General features: G+C 55.1%; 18 protein-coding genes and 1 pseudogene. 9 read left to right on the forward strand and 10 right to left on the reverse strand.

From position 1 onward, the window contains the following. Window positions 1–382 precede the first annotated feature (382 nt). Together CFBP5499_RS01485 and CFBP5499_RS01490 are read left to right on the forward strand one after the other, a co-directional pair. Window positions 383–1,912 carry a hypothetical protein gene (locus CFBP5499_RS01485; RefSeq protein ID WP_080826249.1) on the forward strand — a complete coding sequence of 510 codons (1,530 nt, stop codon included), beginning with the start codon at window positions 383–385 and terminating at the stop codon, window positions 1,910–1,912. 68 nt (window positions 1,913–1,980) lie between these two features. Beyond that, window positions 1,981–2,229, forward strand: coding sequence for a flagellin (locus CFBP5499_RS01490; RefSeq protein WP_080826246.1), 249 nt, complete (start codon window positions 1,981–1,983; stop codon window positions 2,227–2,229). A gap of 54 nt (window positions 2,230–2,283) precedes the next feature. On the opposite strand, the gene rpsU is transcribed toward CFBP5499_RS01490, so the two are convergent. Together rpsU and CFBP5499_RS01500 are read right to left on the reverse strand one after the other, a co-directional pair. Then, window positions 2,284–2,514: a 30S ribosomal protein S21 gene (rpsU, locus tag CFBP5499_RS01495; protein WP_080826245.1), complete on the reverse strand. Its 231-nt coding sequence runs from the start codon at window positions 2,512–2,514 to the stop codon at window positions 2,284–2,286. Window positions 2,515–2,757: 243 nt separating this feature from the next. Further along, window positions 2,758–3,156: a hypothetical protein gene (locus CFBP5499_RS01500; protein ID WP_080826236.1), complete on the reverse strand. Its 399-nt coding sequence runs from the start codon at window positions 3,154–3,156 to the stop codon at window positions 2,758–2,760. 85 nt (window positions 3,157–3,241) lie between these two features. On the opposite strand from CFBP5499_RS01500, the pseudogene CFBP5499_RS30425 reads away from it, so the two are divergent. Then, window positions 3,242–3,436: pseudogene (locus tag CFBP5499_RS30425) on the forward strand (prolyl aminopeptidase); the annotation flags it as partial. A gap of 80 nt (window positions 3,437–3,516) precedes the next feature. On the opposite strand, the gene CFBP5499_RS01510 reads toward CFBP5499_RS30425, so the two are convergent. Next, complete coding sequence (locus tag CFBP5499_RS01510; RefSeq protein ID WP_080826234.1) at window positions 3,517–4,149, reverse strand: CatB-related O-acetyltransferase; 633 nt, start codon at window positions 4,147–4,149, stop codon at window positions 3,517–3,519. 209 nt (window positions 4,150–4,358) lie between these two features. On the opposite strand from CFBP5499_RS01510, the gene CFBP5499_RS01515 reads away from it, so the two are divergent. Together CFBP5499_RS01515 and CFBP5499_RS01520 are read left to right on the forward strand one after the other, a co-directional pair. Further along, on the forward strand, window positions 4,359–4,997 hold the full coding sequence (locus CFBP5499_RS01515) for a hypothetical protein (protein WP_130932475.1): 639 nt from the start codon (window positions 4,359–4,361) through the stop codon (window positions 4,995–4,997). Between the two features lie 156 nt (window positions 4,998–5,153). After that, window positions 5,154–5,594 (forward strand): hypothetical protein, encoded by a 441-nt coding sequence (locus tag CFBP5499_RS01520; RefSeq protein WP_175416576.1) that lies wholly within the window; start codon window positions 5,154–5,156, stop codon window positions 5,592–5,594. A gap of 250 nt (window positions 5,595–5,844) precedes the next feature. Here CFBP5499_RS01520 and CFBP5499_RS01530 read toward each other — a convergent pair whose 3' ends face one another. Next, window positions 5,845–6,423: a recombinase family protein gene (locus CFBP5499_RS01530; RefSeq protein WP_080826230.1), complete on the reverse strand. Its 579-nt coding sequence runs from the start codon at window positions 6,421–6,423 to the stop codon at window positions 5,845–5,847. A gap of 171 nt (window positions 6,424–6,594) precedes the next feature. On the opposite strand from CFBP5499_RS01530, the gene CFBP5499_RS01535 reads away from it, so the two are divergent. After that, complete coding sequence (locus CFBP5499_RS01535; protein ID WP_130932474.1) at window positions 6,595–7,236, forward strand: helix-turn-helix transcriptional regulator; 642 nt, start codon at window positions 6,595–6,597, stop codon at window positions 7,234–7,236. A 99-nt stretch (window positions 7,237–7,335) separates the two neighbouring features. Beyond that, complete coding sequence (locus CFBP5499_RS01540; protein WP_130932473.1) at window positions 7,336–8,244, forward strand: recombinase family protein; 909 nt, start codon at window positions 7,336–7,338, stop codon at window positions 8,242–8,244. A gap of 181 nt (window positions 8,245–8,425) precedes the next feature. Here the strand turns inward: CFBP5499_RS01540 and CFBP5499_RS01545 are convergent, their stop codons facing one another. From CFBP5499_RS01545 to CFBP5499_RS01555, 3 genes are all read right to left on the reverse strand, one after another. After that, entirely contained in the window at window positions 8,426–9,256 is an 831-nt protein-coding gene (locus tag CFBP5499_RS01545; protein WP_080826225.1) for a hypothetical protein, read from the reverse strand. A gap of 88 nt (window positions 9,257–9,344) precedes the next feature. Beyond that, window positions 9,345–10,166, reverse strand: a complete 822-nt coding sequence (locus tag CFBP5499_RS01550; protein ID WP_233284163.1) for a hypothetical protein — start codon at window positions 10,164–10,166, stop codon at window positions 9,345–9,347. Continuing rightward, entirely contained in the window at window positions 10,136–10,624 is a 489-nt protein-coding gene (locus tag CFBP5499_RS01555; protein WP_137066214.1) for a hypothetical protein, read from the reverse strand. Before CFBP5499_RS01555 ends, CFBP5499_RS01550 begins: the two co-directional genes overlap by 31 nt. A 240-nt stretch (window positions 10,625–10,864) precedes the next feature. Here CFBP5499_RS01555 and CFBP5499_RS01560 point away from each other — a divergent pair, with 240 nt between their 5' ends. Beyond that, entirely contained in the window at window positions 10,865–11,548 is a 684-nt protein-coding gene (locus tag CFBP5499_RS01560; RefSeq protein WP_080826217.1) for a helix-turn-helix transcriptional regulator, read from the forward strand. Between the two features lie 178 nt (window positions 11,549–11,726). After that, window positions 11,727–12,500 (forward strand): hypothetical protein, encoded by a 774-nt coding sequence (locus tag CFBP5499_RS01565; protein ID WP_130932472.1) that lies wholly within the window; start codon window positions 11,727–11,729, stop codon window positions 12,498–12,500. A gap of 6 nt (window positions 12,501–12,506) precedes the next feature. Here CFBP5499_RS01565 and CFBP5499_RS01570 read toward each other — a convergent pair whose 3' ends face one another. Genes CFBP5499_RS01570 through CFBP5499_RS01580 form a run of 3 tightly spaced genes read right to left on the reverse strand, consistent with a single transcriptional unit; the run spans window position 12,507 to window position 14,942 of the window. After that, window positions 12,507–13,175 (reverse strand): nitroreductase family protein, encoded by a 669-nt coding sequence (locus tag CFBP5499_RS01570; RefSeq protein ID WP_130932471.1) that lies wholly within the window; start codon window positions 13,173–13,175, stop codon window positions 12,507–12,509. Continuing rightward, the gene (locus CFBP5499_RS01575; protein ID WP_233284164.1) at window positions 13,162–13,728 is read right to left on the reverse strand and encodes a 7-cyano-7-deazaguanine synthase; all 567 of its coding nucleotides are present in this window, start codon (window positions 13,726–13,728) and stop codon (window positions 13,162–13,164) included. The genes CFBP5499_RS01570 and CFBP5499_RS01575 overlap by 14 nt, the downstream gene beginning before the upstream one ends. 26 nt (window positions 13,729–13,754) lie before the next feature. Beyond that, the gene (locus tag CFBP5499_RS01580) at window positions 13,755–14,942 is read right to left on the reverse strand and encodes a PfkB family carbohydrate kinase (protein ID WP_080826211.1); all 1,188 of its coding nucleotides are present in this window, start codon (window positions 14,940–14,942) and stop codon (window positions 13,755–13,757) included. Window positions 14,943–15,465: the final 523 nt, after the last annotated feature.

Genomic DNA, 15,465 nt, shown 5'->3' on the forward strand with positions numbered 1-15,465 from the left:
AACTTCCCGCCCTTTGACGGCAGAACCAATCCAGAAGAGATAGTCAGGGTCAGACCACGACGCCATAGTCGCTAGAAGTCTTTCGTCGGCTGCTCCGCTTTTGGGAACGATCTGATCACTGTAGAATGCAAGATTGATCATAACACTCCTCAAACCAGTTGCACGGCAAGAGATTTGCACTCAAAGCTGTCACTGGCAATAATCGCTGTTGCTGCGCAGAAGAAATTTTCGGCAATGTCGCGTTCAATTTTTCGCCTCGACAGGGTAAATCTACCCTCCCATTTTTCCGCCCTGTTTAACATAGTCGAACCATGATGGACGGAGCCGCTCGATGTCGGCGTCGGCTCATGAGGATGCCAGAAACACCTGATAGACGGCATCCATGACCAGCATACTGACCAATCACGCCGCCATGTCGGCGCTACAAACCCTGCGGTCGATATCTACCGGACTGCAAAAGACCCAGAATGAGGTTTCATCTGGGCTGCGGATCGCAACAGCCGCCGACAACGCAGCATATTGGTCGATTTCCACCACGATGCGCTCCGACAAGGGGGCAATCTCCGCAGTTCAGGATGCACTCGGGCTTGGGGCGGCCAAAGTCGACACGGCCTACGCAGGCATGGAAGCTGTCATTGATGTGTTGGTCCAGTTCACGGCCAAACTCGTCGCCGCCAAAGAAGATGGGGTCGACAAGTCAAAAATCCAATCCGAACTGGACCAACTGAAGGAACAGGTTCTCGGCATTGCCACGTCAGCCAGTTTCAGCGGTCAGAATTGGCTGAACACCGATATCACTGACATCTACGACAGTGCGGTGAACAGATCATCGGTCGTTTCCTCCTTCGTACGAGCCTCGTCAGGCGTTGCCGTCAAGACAATGGATATTGACCTGTCGAGGGTATCTCTCTTCAACAGCACGGGTGGCGGACTTCTTCAGGCGGACGCGCGCGACATCAAGACGATCGGCGGCATCCGATCCCTCGTTTCCGTCTCCGGTCCATCGAATATCGGTGGTGACTATACCCAATACGAGGGCATCGACGGGTCTTCGGGCTACATGCTCCCCGAATGGAATTCCGGAAACGCAGGCAGGGTTTCGTTGCAGTTTCCGGATGGAACACCTCTCGATTTCAACACCCCCGGCGCGGAGATCAGTTTCACCATAACCCTGGACCGGGAAGCATCGAACCCCGACGGATACAGCGGCGTTATCGGTGAAAACCAGGAGCTTCCAGGACCTTATTATGATGGATACACAACAACCATCACGATCACCAAGGCTGATATCGATGCCTATAACCCCGGGCTAGGTGGTGTCATCTCGACCAATACCCAGTTCGCTGAGGTTTTGAACGCGAAGCTCTATCCGCACGGAGCCTCCGTAGCTGGAAATTACATCAACGCTTCAACGGGCCTCCATAACCCCACATTGATAACCATCACGACGCTTCAGCAACACGGATACGGCTCCCATGTGGAAATCTCCGCCGTCAGCAGCAGCGGAGTAAGTACCGGCGGGCTGAAGACGGACGCCGATTTCGGCTATCGCGGATCAGGACTGGCACTTAATTTCAAGCCGTTCATCGTCCACATGGATGGCAAGGACACGGACGGCATCGATGTGAGCTTCACATTTTCCGTCAACGGCGCTTCTCCACAGGCATATTCTTTCGACCGTACTTATGTGAACGAAGTTCTCAACCGGGACGACGGCAAGGTTGAAACGAGTGACGACATGGCGACCTTGCTGCACTCGTTGCTCGATAACGATTGGCCCGACCTCGTCATAGAGGCTTCCGCCCGCTACGTCGTGATCAAGTCCAACCGGATGTCGATCGCCAATGGGGGAGTGGTACGCGCATCGCATTCAGCAACATCCGTGTCAGTAACGAGCCCCGTTCCACCCTGAATTTCCTCGATATAGACATTGCGCAGAACCCCGAGCAGCTCGACACCTATATCACCTATCTGGAAACGGTGACGGCCAACATCATCGATGGCGCGGCGATGCTCGGAGCCGTGCAGACCCGGATAGACCTGCAAAGCGAATTTGCCTCCCGGTTGTCGAATTCTATCGACAAAGGCATCGGCCGTCTCGTCGACGCCGACATGGACGAGGCGTCCACCAGGCTCAAGGCGCTGCAGGCACAGCAGCAACTCGTCGTCAGTGCTTTGCAAATCGCCAACTCGGAGCCGCAGGCCATAGTGTCGTTGTTTCGTCAATAAGAACTGACGGCCTCAAAAAGACGATTTACTGACCAGCGCAACACAGCACCGTGGTCACTTGCCTTTTCTGGGCTTCGAAGGAAGAAGGCCTTCACGCTGCATCTGCTTCCGCGCGAGCTTCCTCTGACGGCCAACCGCTTCAGCCTTCTCCCGCGCCTTCTTGATCGATGGCTTCTCGAAAGCTTCACGCAGACGCATTTCGCGGAAAACGCCCTCGCGCTGGAGCTTTTTCTTCAGAATACGCAACGCCTGATCGACGTTGTTGTCGCGTACCAAAACCTGCATATGGGCCTCTTGAGATCGTAAAAAACGGTGCGCCACCATACGCAATCTGACGTCGAATCCAAGATCGACCAATTCTTTGTGACGGGCTTTTTTTCAGAGGGTCAGGTGACGATGCGAGGTTCTAAGCCTACCCCACATCGTGCGTCACTGCGTTCTGGGTAGCGCGGAAGTATCGGCCGTCTCGTGGAACGAAGTCGCATTATAAGTAGACGCGAGGCTTGTCCTCTTTTCGGCCAGATGCAGTCACGTCTTTCGGCGAGCAGCCGTTGCATTTTCGATGCCTGGAACTAAGTGGTTGTCCAACCAGGTAATCATTTCGTGGACTTTTTCCTGGGCAGGCGTGACCTCACCCGCATTCACCAGTTCAGCCGCAGCTTGAGATATCGCCAGCAGAATGCGCGCGGTCTCTGGCACATATGGTAGATCGCCCCCCGTTTCGTGGCGTTCGCGGATAATCTGATAACGAAGGTTCTCCGGGTAAGTCCACGCGCTCACGAGCATATCATGGACGCTAACCTGGCGGCCTCCGATATTGATCATCGCATCGCGGTCGGTCTCAACATACCCTGATGCCTCGATACGCTCGCAGGCATTGATTGCCGCATTCATCATGCCTCTGATCACATTCCAGTCTGTTTTCATTACGCCCCTCTACCAACTGCGCAGGATGGTCGACCGTATGTCGATGGTCCATTGGATGCAATGTCCACAATCTGCCCAAAACGGTCATAGGCTTCAGGGAATTCCCGGTGCGATTGTTCACGGTCGCTATGACATGCCGTGTCCTGTGAAAAACGCCTACCTTCTGCATAAGGCATGGCGTGATGCTACGTTCAGCCTTGTAGAGGGTGCTGGTCACGCGACTACCGAGCCCGGCATTCTGGACCAACTCATCAGAGCGACGGATCGGTTCGCGACGTAGCGTCCTCAACTGCGGCGGCGCATTGCACACCTGCTGCTTCAGACATCTTTCCCGATGCCGGAAATGCCGAACATTCGCCTTCAAGCCAGTCTGAGCGCGGCGATGTCGCCGCTGCTGAGCGCAGCCAGATTGGCTTCGATTTTCTCTATCGGCCAGTCCCACCAGGCGAGATGAAGCAATTCGCTGATGACTTCATTCGAATAACGCATTCTGATGATAGATGCTGGGTTTCCTCCGACAACTGCGTAGGGCGGTACATCCCGGGTGACGACCGAAGCGGCAGCGACGATCGCACCCGCGCCAATGTGCACGCCCGGCATAATTGCCGCGTTTTGGCCTATCCAGACGTCGTGGTCCACAATCGTGTCCTTGACTGGCAGGTCTTTGTAACCAAACGTCTCTGGCTTGAAGATGCGAAACGGATAGGTGGTGAAACCAGTCATTGGGTGGTTCGCCGAACTGGTAATAAAGTAGCTTCCTCTCGCGATCTGTACGAACTTGCCGATCAGCAGTCGTTCGCGCACGCCATGACCGAGATATGGGGCCAGGATCAGGGCGGTGTCTTCGGGCTTTCCAGCATGCGTATAATAGCTGAAGTCACCAATCTCCATGCGCGGATGATCTATGACGTTCTTCAGATATACCGTGTCCCGATAAACAGTTCCGTCGGGCAGCGTAATCGGATGGATGGCATTTGCGTCGAGAAGAGCCATACAGAACCTTTCGAATGCCAGCCGACCAAGGCGGCACCCTATTAAACCTCGCGGGTGAACTCGTCGCTGTCAGGTTATTTTCTCCCGACCGAGAAATCCATCACGGGTTGCATATCGCTCCAATGAATAGTTTTGATGGCCATCGTCGAAGGTGAGCACATCTGCCTACTACGACGTCTCCGTTAGGGCGCTTTCGTGCAAGCAAGCACATGAAAGTCGCCATGTGTTGCCCGGTGACGACGGGGTCAGGCGATGACGATGATAGTTTGACGACCGCTGAACTGATGGGGTCATCATCTTCTGTCATACTTCTGCCTTGGAAGATCGTTCATGCCATGCCACAAACCCGGAAAGCTCACGGCTTGACCACAAAAAAGGATAGCAAGATGTCCGAGCGAATCCAGCGACTACTTAATAAACCTGATGGCGGTTTAGTTAACGCGCTAGAAGGGCTGATTAGTCAAGTTGTTACCGACATTGACGAAGGACGCGACACCGCAGCGCAAATAGATGATATTAACAAACTCTCAGGCGGGCAAGATTTCGTCTCCGGGACATTCTTCACGCTCTACAGTTGGACAAGCGAACGGGAGTTTGCGGAGTTGGCAGCAATGGGACCGCCCCCGCACGTCGTCGACATGGATCAGTCCGATGTAGTCCAGTGTTTATACATTATCAGAAGTGCAGAAGAGCCGTTGGCGAGCTTTTGCCTCAGTATTTTGCAGCGTAGCCTGCCGAACGTGCCAATAACGGACATTATATTTGATCGCGAGGACGACCCGGACGAGGCCGAGCTTGCCGAAGAAATTTTGTCGAAAGCCGCGACTCCGAACATTATTTGTCTGTGAGCGACGCTCCGCCGCCTCTCGGAGTGACCTTTCCACCTGACCTTGTCCTAATACTGATGCCATCGGGGCTGTAGCGATCGGCGTATCCGCTTCGCCGCCTTGCTGAGGTTAAGTGGCCAAGAAATTGACTAAAATGGAACAATAAGGAGATTCTAGTTGGCTACCTCAGACTATCACCTTATGCCGCCACCTCCGGCAGGACGCGGCCGCGACCTCTGGCTTCAGCACGCGGCTGGTCTCATTCTTTTCGAAGATGTGCGCGGGTATGCCCGCGAACGTGTCGATAGAGGTCTTGATGAAGCCGCTCTCCAAGCCTCGTTCAAGGCTATTGATGATGTGTTGTACGGCTTGATGATGGTAATGGATGGTGTCACTGGCCAGCTCACCAATGGTTCAGAGACAGTCCGCCTTACGGTGAACGCGGAACTGGAGTTGAAAGGAGCGCTCATACAAGCGTTGAACCTTCGAGATGAGGGAGATGGAATGTGTATGGGGTTTCATGGCTGGCTGGAAGGAGACTACGGAGAGCCGTTGCCTGCTGCTCCGCGAGGCGAGGCAGAGTGCGAATCGAATGAGGCCAGCAAAATAGTTACTTAGTGAGCGAGAATCACATGGAGCGAAAGCCAAAACAGCTCATGGTTCGGCGCACCCTGATGCGGCTTCCCAAATGCTCGTCAATCGGATTGGGCTGTTTCTTGCCAGTTTGTGACATCATTTTCCCCTTTGTTATGAGAATACAGCGTAGAAGCGGTATGGATCAAACTTGGACATGCGGCAAGATGCCTGCGCGTGGCGGGACAACCCTTGCTACCGACGGCTTTGGTGATCAGCATCGTTGCCCGTTTCGTCATGCCAATCGGCGTATCCCTCTACGCACGGTCCTCGGATGAACATTGTACATCTTGGCGATGTCCCTGAGGGATGCACCGGCATCCAGCGAGAGACGGATTTCCATACATTGCGTCTCGGTCAGCGCGGGACGCCGCCCAGGTAATTTCCCTCTTGCCTTTGCAGCAGCAATGCCCGCGATAGTCCGCTCGCGGATCAGCGACTTCTCGAATTCCGCAAGTGCCGCAAGAATGTGGAATATCAGCTGGCCGCCTGCGGACGATGTGTCGATGCTCTCCGTCAGTGAAATGAAACAGATACCACGGCGCTTTAGGGTTTCGACCATGGATATCAAATGGGAGAGAGAGCGTCCGAGGCGATCGAGCCGCCATACAATCAAGACGTCACCACGCCGAAGCGCCTTCAGCATAGAGGATAAACCGCTACGCTGTTCATCGCTTCCCGACACGCCGTGGTCTTCAAATATGCGATCACAACCTGCCAGACGCAGCGCATTTTTTTGCAAATCGAGATGCTGATCAACCGTTGAAACACGCGCGTAACCGATCCTTGCCATAGTTTCGATGGAGCCTTTCATTTCACACGTGCCAGATCACGGCTTGACAGAAACGAACGGTTTCGCGGGAGGGGCATTCAATCTCTCGTTCAAGTCTTGTATTCAACAATGAGAGGCAATTACGCGTAGAACGACAACCTCCGGTCAGTCGTGACAAAACCGTTCGTTTCTGTCCTTCCAGGCGAATACCGCTTGAGACCGAATGTTTCGTTTGCCGAACTCACACGACGATTGACCGATGCCTGGCTGGAAAGTTCAGGCATATCTGGCTCCGCAGACGGAATCTGCCGTTCGGTGCAAGGCCTCCTCAGCATCAACATGGTATTGATAGTCATCGACACGACGAAGGCACCGCCAGACTGGCGCGTGGACTTTGTCCGAAAATACCGGATTCCCACGAGCCTGGCCGCCGTCGAGACGCTGCAGAAAATAGGCAATCTTTGCGATTTCCCCGAGGGAGCGTTAATCGAACAGCACGTCGTCGAAGTCTGCCAAAAAGCGATTGCCGACTGCCGCCCTATTACCGGCAGGATCGATCAGATCATCCGAGACGTCAGGGTCCTCGGCAGGCGCATCATCGTGCCCGATCCTACGGCCAAAAGAGCTTGGTGCGTAATTCTGGGCGAAGTCCACTCGCTTTCGGTCGTCGGCCGGGACACGCGTTTTGACGACGTCGATCTCTCGATCCTGCAGTTGCTGCGCGAGGGCATGTCAGCTCGTGAAATCGGCAGAGTGATAGAGTTGTCGCCGCGGACTGTGGAGCATCGCGTCGAGCGCATGAAAGCGCGCGTGGGCGTGCGGGCTATTGCTCCCTTGCTCGCAATGAAAGAGTGAGAACTGACCAAAATACACCGACCTCCAAACATTAGCAGATGACATGAAAAAATACGACGAAGCCGACCTTTCCTTGAAAATCTGGAAAGGGAGGGAGAAATGATAAAACGCGCCGTCATATATGCGAGGTACTCTACCGATCAGCAAAACCCCGCATCCATTCAAACGCAACTTGACCTTGGCAGGGAGATGATCGAGGCAAAGGGATGGGCGCTGGTAGATAGTTTTTTCGATGCCGGAATCAGCGGTGCGAACTACGAGACGCGCCCGGGAATTCAAAGCGCTCTCATGGCCGTCCAGGAAGGGAGATGCGATGTATTCCTGTGTCTGACCTTGGACCGTCTTTCCCGTGATTTAGAGCACAGTGCGAAAATTCTGAAATTGTTGCACTTCCACGACGTGGAGCTATGGACTGTACAGGGTGGTAGTCCTGTTTCGGCTATCGAACTGGGTATCCGAGCTGTCCTCGGCCAAGAGACGATTGAGCAAACGCGTTACCGAACACGGGAGGGCATGAAAATGGTCGCCAAAGGTGGCCGCGTCCCGGGCGGTTTGTGCTTTGGCTATCGCGTGATTAGAGAAATTGATGCGGACGGGAATCTGGTTCGGGGTCTTCGTGCCATTGATGCACGAGAAGCAGCGACTGTCGTCACTATCTTCGAAGATTTTTCCAGAGGCCTTACACCAGATGCGATTGCCGCCAAGCTTAACGGCCTCGCAATCCCTGGACCACGTGGACGAGTCTGGCAGAGCACCGCAATTCGAGGTCATCGAGACAGAGGGACTGGTATTCTCAACAACGAGCTATACATCGGCCGTCTCGTCTTCAATCGGTTGGAGTACAGAAAGAACCCGGCAACGGAACGCAGGGTCTCGCGACCGAATTCGAACGATGAACATGTTGTCTCCGAGGTACCGGACCTACGGATCGTTAGCGATGGACTGTGGCAGGAGGTAAAAACGAGGCAAGGCATATATCGACCTCGAGGTAGGATGGCGCGAGGTTGAGGGCATTGCCAGCCGTACTCGCAACTCGTCTCGAGCGGCGACAAATCTAGCGATGCTTGTCGATGACGGAGAAAATGCTTGGTCTATGTACATCAATGATATCGGGATATCTCGGTTCAGATGGCACGCATCCGAGGTTGCCTCCAATGCCTTTCGGTAGCATCGCCATAAGTCGCTGACATTAGTCGCCCCAGCTGACGAACTTGAGTACGGAATTCCCGTTAATCTTGTAGCCGACAACTTTGCATCCGTCTTTCTGGCGGATAGGTGCCGCGCCCGTCAGGATCAACGTGTGCCATCCTTTCTGATGACCGGAAACTTGGTATGGAACCGGGTCGCAGCCGCGTTTGAAGACATACGCAGTCCCCTTGATAACCGCATTGTTGTCGTACGGGTCCCATGACGTGGCGGCCTTAAAGAGCAACGCACCGGACTTGACCGTTCCGGAAATGGATTTCTTTGGGCCGCGATAGACGATGGTTCCCGCGTTGGGATCGATGACCACGACAGAGCCGTTATGATCGAAGACGCCGCGATCCCCAATCACCGCCTGTGCATCATCTTCGGCGTCAGAAGATGACATCGTGTCTTTCGCCGAGCCGCCGAAAATAGGATTGCTGGCAAAATGCTGATCAAGCGGCTGGGGACCGCAATTCGATAACATCGTGCCCGACGAATACAGCCGGCCGTCACTCTGGAGAGTCAGGTAAAAGGAATAGTTTCCATAGGGGTCCTGGGCCACAGGACCTCCGAACCCCTTGTCGTATACGGCGTCAACGTCCCAACTGCATGACTCGCCACTTCCCTCGATCGAGAACGTGATCTGGATCGTCTGCGGTGATTTCGTATCGTCGATATCGAGATGACAGGTCCGGCCCCCGCCGCAGTCGCGCGACCAGCGCCCACGGAATTCCTCGCGGCTGGCCGCCGTAGATACGGCGTTCGCCGATGCGGTAACGAAAACCAACGCCATGGACGCCGCAACAAGCGGTTTCATGAAATAGAACCTCATTTATGTCATGTCCTACGGTCGTTCTTCGAGTAAGCGGAAAACACGGAACCACTCGATCCGCGCCTGTCTGCCGATCCATCGCTTGCCGCTAGAGTTCCGGAGCGGGAGCCGCCTTGCTCGTGTTTTTTGTCTTGGCCGCGTCGATCCTCTTCCTCGCATCCTGATTGTCGGTATCGAAATCCTGAGCCAGGTCGAGATAATTGATCATGGCCATATCGAGCCCCGTCGCGAGGCCCGTCTGGTTGCCTTTGACCGAAAACTCGATGTAAAGGCCGCAGACATCCATTGCTTTCTTGGCCTTTCCGACGGTGTGCTCGTCCAGCCCCACAGGGAAGTCGCTCTTCGTGATGCAGTCCAGCGAGGAATCGAGTTTCTCTGCATGGGCACCAACGGAGCTGAACTTCCACGCGGCCCAAACGCTGGTGCCGTCGTTGCTCAGATATGACGGCTCGCCATATTTCTTCACGGCAGCGGCGTAGACGGATTCCGTAGAAGGCCGCGCTGACGGTTTGAATTGTAATTTTCGGCGCGTAGCGAACAACTTGTTGCCGCTTCCCAGTCCCGTGAACGCAAATTCGTAACGCTCGTGTTCCATGTCATCGGGATTTGCCAGATCATTGTAAAGCGTTCGACCGTTGGCGACCCATTCCGAGCCGTCAGGAAGGCTCCATTTCGTGAAGAGGTGTTGTCCTTCGGGACGTAGCGCCTGATACCGGGCGAGAACCTGATCGGCGTTCATGCCCAGTTTCATGCCGTTGATGTCGAATTCCGCAGCCTGTGCCGTTGCGGTTGCCGTGCAAAGTAATACGGCCGAGATGATGGAAATTTTCAATTGAGTCTCCGGGATTTTTATGAACTGAGAGCTTCCGGCCAGTGAAATCAGCGGCTGCGTCCGGACCAGACCTGCCATGCACTGCCGACCAAGAGCAGGCTGAGTGCGAATGCGCCGCTTGCTACGGAGAGGCCACCCATCGACGAGAACTGCCGGGCATTCGCAGAGCCGAGCATCTGCGTCATCTGCCTGTTCGCGTTATTCATCTCGTTCATGCCATTCAGCAACGTCACGATGGCGTAGAGTACAATTCCTCCAACGATGACCAATCCGACGATTTCGACGATGCGAACATAGGGCTGCGCCTGAGGCGCAAACCGCGCGGCAAGTCTGGCCAGAAATACGAGCGGCAGGAGATATGCAATGCCGCCGAGAAGATGCGGCGAAACAAGCGTCAGGCCACCACTGAAACCCATCGCCTTGATATTGATGATCGGCAGCGCGATCGCAGCGACCGAAAGCGCGGCCAAGACTGCCGAAATTACGACTTTACTCCTGTCCGCAGACGGAATCGGGTTTTCATGCGTATGTGTCAAAGCCGGCCCCTATGTAGATAATACGATGGGGCCGAAATCGCCCCGTGGCTGACAATCGGAGAACTGTCTTACCTGCGGAAGAATTTCGGAGGGGGAATTTACCCTGCCGTGGAATTCAGGACCTCATTTTACGGCGCATCGTCAACAACAGCCTGATGGCACAGGGTAAAAATACCCTGTGCCAGATCATGGAATCCGACTATTGGCAGACATCAATTTCTGGATTTCATATTTTCGACAATGGCCAAAGAGACACCGTTCAGTGCGGTTACGCGCACGATGATAGACAACTGGCTGCAGACGAGCCCTGAAGATGCCGCCAAACCCCAGACGGTCTACAACGACATCCTCGGCCATCTTTCGATAAAGATGCGGCTGACGTTGTTTACGGTAACAAGCGGCAATCCCAAGAAATGGCACATGAAAGCCATCAGGCATTCCGGGTTCACGTCTCGTATTCTAAACATCAACAAGATTTTCGCCGACTGTTATGTCGAGGATTTCAAAGACCAGAAATACATGGAGGACGCGGTCATCCCGAGACTTCGCCAGGTCATGGAATCGCAGCAGCCATCCATGGAACTGGTGAAAACGCGGCTATTCGGCATCAACCTTGGTTATGATCGCATTCTGATACCGCAGAAAAACACTACGAGACCGCAATGGGTCATTTCATCGTCCTACGCCCAGTTCCTGCTTAGTCCACCTCAACAACACGAGAAGCTGGATGTCGCGGACGAAGCCATAGTTCAATTGCTGATAGAAGGCGCGACGGCCAAGGAGATCGCGGAAACGCTCGGCGTATCCCCGCGAACGGTAGAACACCGCGTTGAACGTTTAAAGATCAGGTATGGTGCCCGCAATACCGTTCATTTGATTGCGATGCTCGTGACGGCGCATGCGGAAAAGATGGCCGAGCCATAACGGTAATCCGGACCTCCTGATGCGATTGTGGCTTGCGTCCTCCCCCTACAGGATCGATTTCGGTCGAACCGCTCGCGCAAGCTTCCTGTGGTTATCGTGGATAGCAAACGAAATGTTGCGAGTTTCCATGGACAGAGGTTCCACCGAATGCTTTGGGAACGGCCGCGAGAGGAACAATATGCAGCGGTTCTGGATCAACATCGACGGAAAGATTGAGGAACACACAGTTCCAGAGGGCCTCGACGAGGTTATGCCTGGCGTCTGCTGGGGCGGTCCGGACGAGCTCTTCACGCCTGCGTTCTGGAAATACCAGTCCGAAGCCCAGATGCGTTACAACCGCTATCGCGATCATCGGCTCGGTGACACGCTACTCGAAGAGATCGCAGTGTGCCTCCTTGGCGGCTATGGAATTCCTGCCGAGATGGGAATGGTCGCGTTCGACCGCCTGCGCAAGGACGGGCTGCTTGATGGTCACGCCAGCGAGCAGGACGTTCTCGACAGGTTGCTCGAACCTTTCAGTGTTGACGGCAAATCGAGACGCTATCGGTTCGCTGGTCAGAAAGCCTCGTACTTAGCCCGTTCTTTGTCGATAGCGCGGAGTTTCTCCGTCGACGTTCCCGAGCGCGAACTCAGGGAGCAGTTGCTTGGTTTGCCAGGGATCGGCCCCAAGACCGCGTCCTGGGTTGTCCGCAATCATCTGGATTCGGACGAAGTCGCCATAATAGACGTCCATCTTCATCGTGCCTGCGTGATGATGAACGTTTTCGACGCGGACTCCCATCCCGCCAAAGACTACTTCGGTCTTGAGGACCTGTTCCTGAAATTCGCACAGGCCATCAAAGTAAGAGCCAGTGTTCTCGATGCCGTAATCTGGGACTTCATGCGGCGAATCGGGCCGACATCCCGACCGATAAAGATCGCCGCACCTACACAGCTTCAACTCGCGTTCTGATTTCTTTCACTCTGGAGCGCGCTGTCCTATCACTGCGACGCCGACCCCAAGATATTGGTGGTCTTCGGGAAGAAGTGCGTCGGCGAAATCTTGCCCAAGGATGCCGAGGGGGCAGAAGCCGAGATCGAATGCTTCGCTCGCCATAGCCAGCGTTTGCAGAACAGCGCCAGCGTCGCGCCAAAGTAATGACTCCGGGTTCTTGTATACGGTGGATGTCAAGTGGACATCGGCCATCAGGGCGATGAAGTGACCGTGCGCTGATGGAAGTACGGTTGCGCAACTCCTCAACCCCTTTGCGAGGAGGTCCAGCTTGCGCGGTTTGATAGCAAGGAATGCGTCATGGTCGTCGTCGTATGCGACCGCGTATCCATCGGAGTCGATGATGACGGACTTGATGGGATGAAGCGCGCCAGCGGAGATCACGCGTTTCAGCTTCCGTCCCATATGCGATCCGGTCCCGATGAAATCGCTTTTGAGGGTTTCCCGAACCACGGATGCCACCCGAGACAATGCGGCGACCTGCATGTGTCGAGTTGAGCGTCGCGAGCGCAGGAGGTCGGCAAAGTCCCGTGGCTGACAAACAATGCCGGGTATCTCGAGCTTTCTGGGTTCGTACCAGTTCGGCTCGGAGACCTTGGGAGGCTTACCTGTCGGGCTCGGATCAATAGGGCGCAACGCCGATCGCCTTCATTGTAAGGTAGTGCTTCTCGCAACCCCGACAGTAGCCGCATGCATAGTCGCTCTTGTGACAGGAGTGCGACCAACCGAGGACATCCATCGGTATCCCTGAAACTTGCACGAGTTCCTCGGCAGAATAGGCGGCCGCTGGGGCCTCCAGTCTCAGCCCACCTTCCTGCATCGAAAGCAGAGCACTCAAGGCGTCCACAAACTCCTTGCGGCCATCGACGTGAAACCCGTCGGTTCGCAACGCCCCGATTTCAAGAACATTGATTTTGTGCTTGATGCACTCCATTGCCGCAATAGTGACCAGCATCTGGTTTCGGTAGGGCCACCATTCGCTGGCTGGTGCATGGGGGTCGGCTGCGGTGCCAGCGAGGTCACCGCTGCCGAGTGCCGAGAGATCGCAATGAATGATCTTGTGTTCAATAGCGAGCGCCGTGCAGACAGCGGTGGCTGCCCGGATTTCCCCAGCTGCTGCCTTATGGCCATAATCGATGGTGATCGCGAGATCGGGTTTGCGCCAGTAGGCAATCGATGTGGAATCCATGCCACCAGACAGGAGGAGAGCCCGCCTCATGAGCGCCACGCTATCTGGAAAAGGGCACTGACATAGTCTTGGTGGAGATGTGCGTCCGATCCCCTTGGCAACTTGAGATCAACGTCACGCATATTTTGGGCAACGCAAAACACGGGCTTGCCAAGGGCGCGTGCGTAGCCAACCTCGAATACGGTTCCGGGGCTACTCCCGTTCAAAATGGCAAAGACGGCGTCACACTGAACGATCGCCGCGAGGTCTTGCTTTACCACAATGTCCGCCGTTCCGGGCCCGATATCGTGGATCGGGCTGAAGACGCTCATTCCCAATCCCTGAAGCTGTTCTCGTGCGTCATCGACCATCATCCGCTGACCAAGCTCCCTGAACGGTCCGGCGAGATAAATATGGCCACCCGCTCTTGCCGCAGGCCTACGTGCAGCGGGTTCAGAGGTCATCGAACCAATCGGAAGCATGCGCGTTTCGACATAGTCCGCTGTTGAGCGGCTGGCGTAGTCCGCAGCCTGTGCGGGTGACACTCCATTTATCGCCCAGGCAAGTGCGAACGCAGCAACGAAAACATCACCGGACCCAATTGTGAAAACATTCTGCGTTACGTAAGCGGGAACGTAGCTTGAACCTGCAGCATCGTAGACGGACGCGCCGTTTATGCCGTCCTTGACGACGATCACCTCTGCTTTCTCGGCTGCGAACAAGGTGGATACCGCAGCATCGACGGATGCCGATTTCGCGAGGGCGAGTATCTCCCCGCGGTTGGCGATGATTGCGAGATGCTTGGCCGTCGACCCCGACGCGGAGAAAGGCATTGGGTTTAGAGACGACTGCGGGTCGTAAACGACGTGGCCGCCTGACACGACTGGATCACTCTCAAGCATTCCGAACTTTATGATCACGTCGCCCGAAACAGAGGGTATGATGACTTGCGGGACATTCCGCCCAGGTTTGATCTTTGGCACCGAAAGGCAATGCAGATATTCGAAACCGATTGATTGTCTCCGGGGAGTAATGCGGAGATTGATTTCCTCGGACGCAAAGATCGCGTTCGCGGTAACGAGTTCCTCGTTTGCCAAGGCACTATGAAGATTGATGCTCGAAACGTGTCCGGTTAATGCGGACGCCGCGCGGCCTGCCGAGCCGTACAATTGATCCCAGTATGGAAAGGCGCATTTCTCACGGTAGATACCGCCGACAATATCGATCACGCTCATGCCGGATAGATTTCCACGGTTACTGCGCCACCGTTGATTTGCGTCACGCAGGCAAGGTATTGCTGCCCACCATTCATGCATTGGATGATAACTGGCAAGCGAGTCGACGTGATTGCACCTGCTATGCCCGCCGACGCTTGGGCGACGACACGCGGTCCAGACTGAAGTACCGTCATAACATCACCGACTGAAAGGGTGCTAACGACAGCCATGTTCGGAGAAGCGAGGATAGTTTCCTCCGTAAACACACAAGGGCTAGGCCCCCCGGTATCTGCGCCGCCGCCTCCACCTTGCCCGGGTTGAGGCGTCGTCGATGTGGGTGCCCACCTCGTGTCATTATTGTCGGTATTGCGAGGGTCACCTGGTCCGGACATATCGTAGCTCCTCTTTTGCGAATGAGCCAGAGTATCGCGACTTCAGCGGCAGTCAATCGGTAGGGTTGTATTTTAACATTGGGTTGTGCTGATGAGCTGCTGGCTTATCGGCCGGATCGCTTGCACGCCTGCGTAACAGGATGGAAACT

The organism is Agrobacterium tumefaciens (assembly GCF_005221325.1).
In the GTDB taxonomy this organism is placed as follows: domain Bacteria; phylum Pseudomonadota; class Alphaproteobacteria; order Rhizobiales; family Rhizobiaceae; genus Agrobacterium.

Excerpts from the sequence above, each read along its gene's own strand:
- CFBP5499_RS01500 (WP_080826236.1), bottom strand. The coding sequence starts at position 3,156 with ATGAAAACAGACTGGAATGTGATCAGAGGCATGATGAATGCGGCAATC.
- CFBP5499_RS01530 (WP_080826230.1), bottom strand. The coding sequence starts at position 6,423 with ATGAAAGGCTCCATCGAAACTATGGCAAGGATCGGTTACGCGCGTGTT.
- CFBP5499_RS01510 (WP_080826234.1), bottom strand. The coding sequence starts at position 4,149 with ATGGCTCTTCTCGACGCAAATGCCATCCATCCGATTACGCTGCCCGAC.
- CFBP5499_RS01575 (WP_233284164.1), bottom strand. The coding sequence starts at position 13,728 with ATGGATTCCACATCGATTGCCTACTGGCGCAAACCCGATCTCGCGATC.
- CFBP5499_RS01515 (WP_130932475.1), top strand. The coding sequence starts at position 4,359 with ATGAAAGTCGCCATGTGTTGCCCGGTGACGACGGGGTCAGGCGATGAC.
- CFBP5499_RS01560 (WP_080826217.1), top strand. The coding sequence starts at position 10,865 with ATGGCCAAAGAGACACCGTTCAGTGCGGTTACGCGCACGATGATAGAC.
- CFBP5499_RS01550 (WP_233284163.1), bottom strand. The coding sequence starts at position 10,166 with ATGGCAGGTCTGGTCCGGACGCAGCCGCTGATTTCACTGGCCGGAAGC.
- CFBP5499_RS01540 (WP_130932473.1), top strand. The coding sequence starts at position 7,336 with ATGATAAAACGCGCCGTCATATATGCGAGGTACTCTACCGATCAGCAA.
- CFBP5499_RS01580 (WP_080826211.1), bottom strand. The coding sequence starts at position 14,942 with ATGAGCGTGATCGATATTGTCGGCGGTATCTACCGTGAGAAATGCGCC.
- rpsU (WP_080826245.1), bottom strand. The coding sequence starts at position 2,514 with ATGCAGGTTTTGGTACGCGACAACAACGTCGATCAGGCGTTGCGTATT.
- CFBP5499_RS01545 (WP_080826225.1), bottom strand. The coding sequence starts at position 9,256 with ATGAGGTTCTATTTCATGAAACCGCTTGTTGCGGCGTCCATGGCGTTG.
- CFBP5499_RS01485 (WP_080826249.1), top strand. The coding sequence starts at position 383 with ATGACCAGCATACTGACCAATCACGCCGCCATGTCGGCGCTACAAACC.
- CFBP5499_RS01565 (WP_130932472.1), top strand. The coding sequence starts at position 11,727 with ATGCAGCGGTTCTGGATCAACATCGACGGAAAGATTGAGGAACACACA.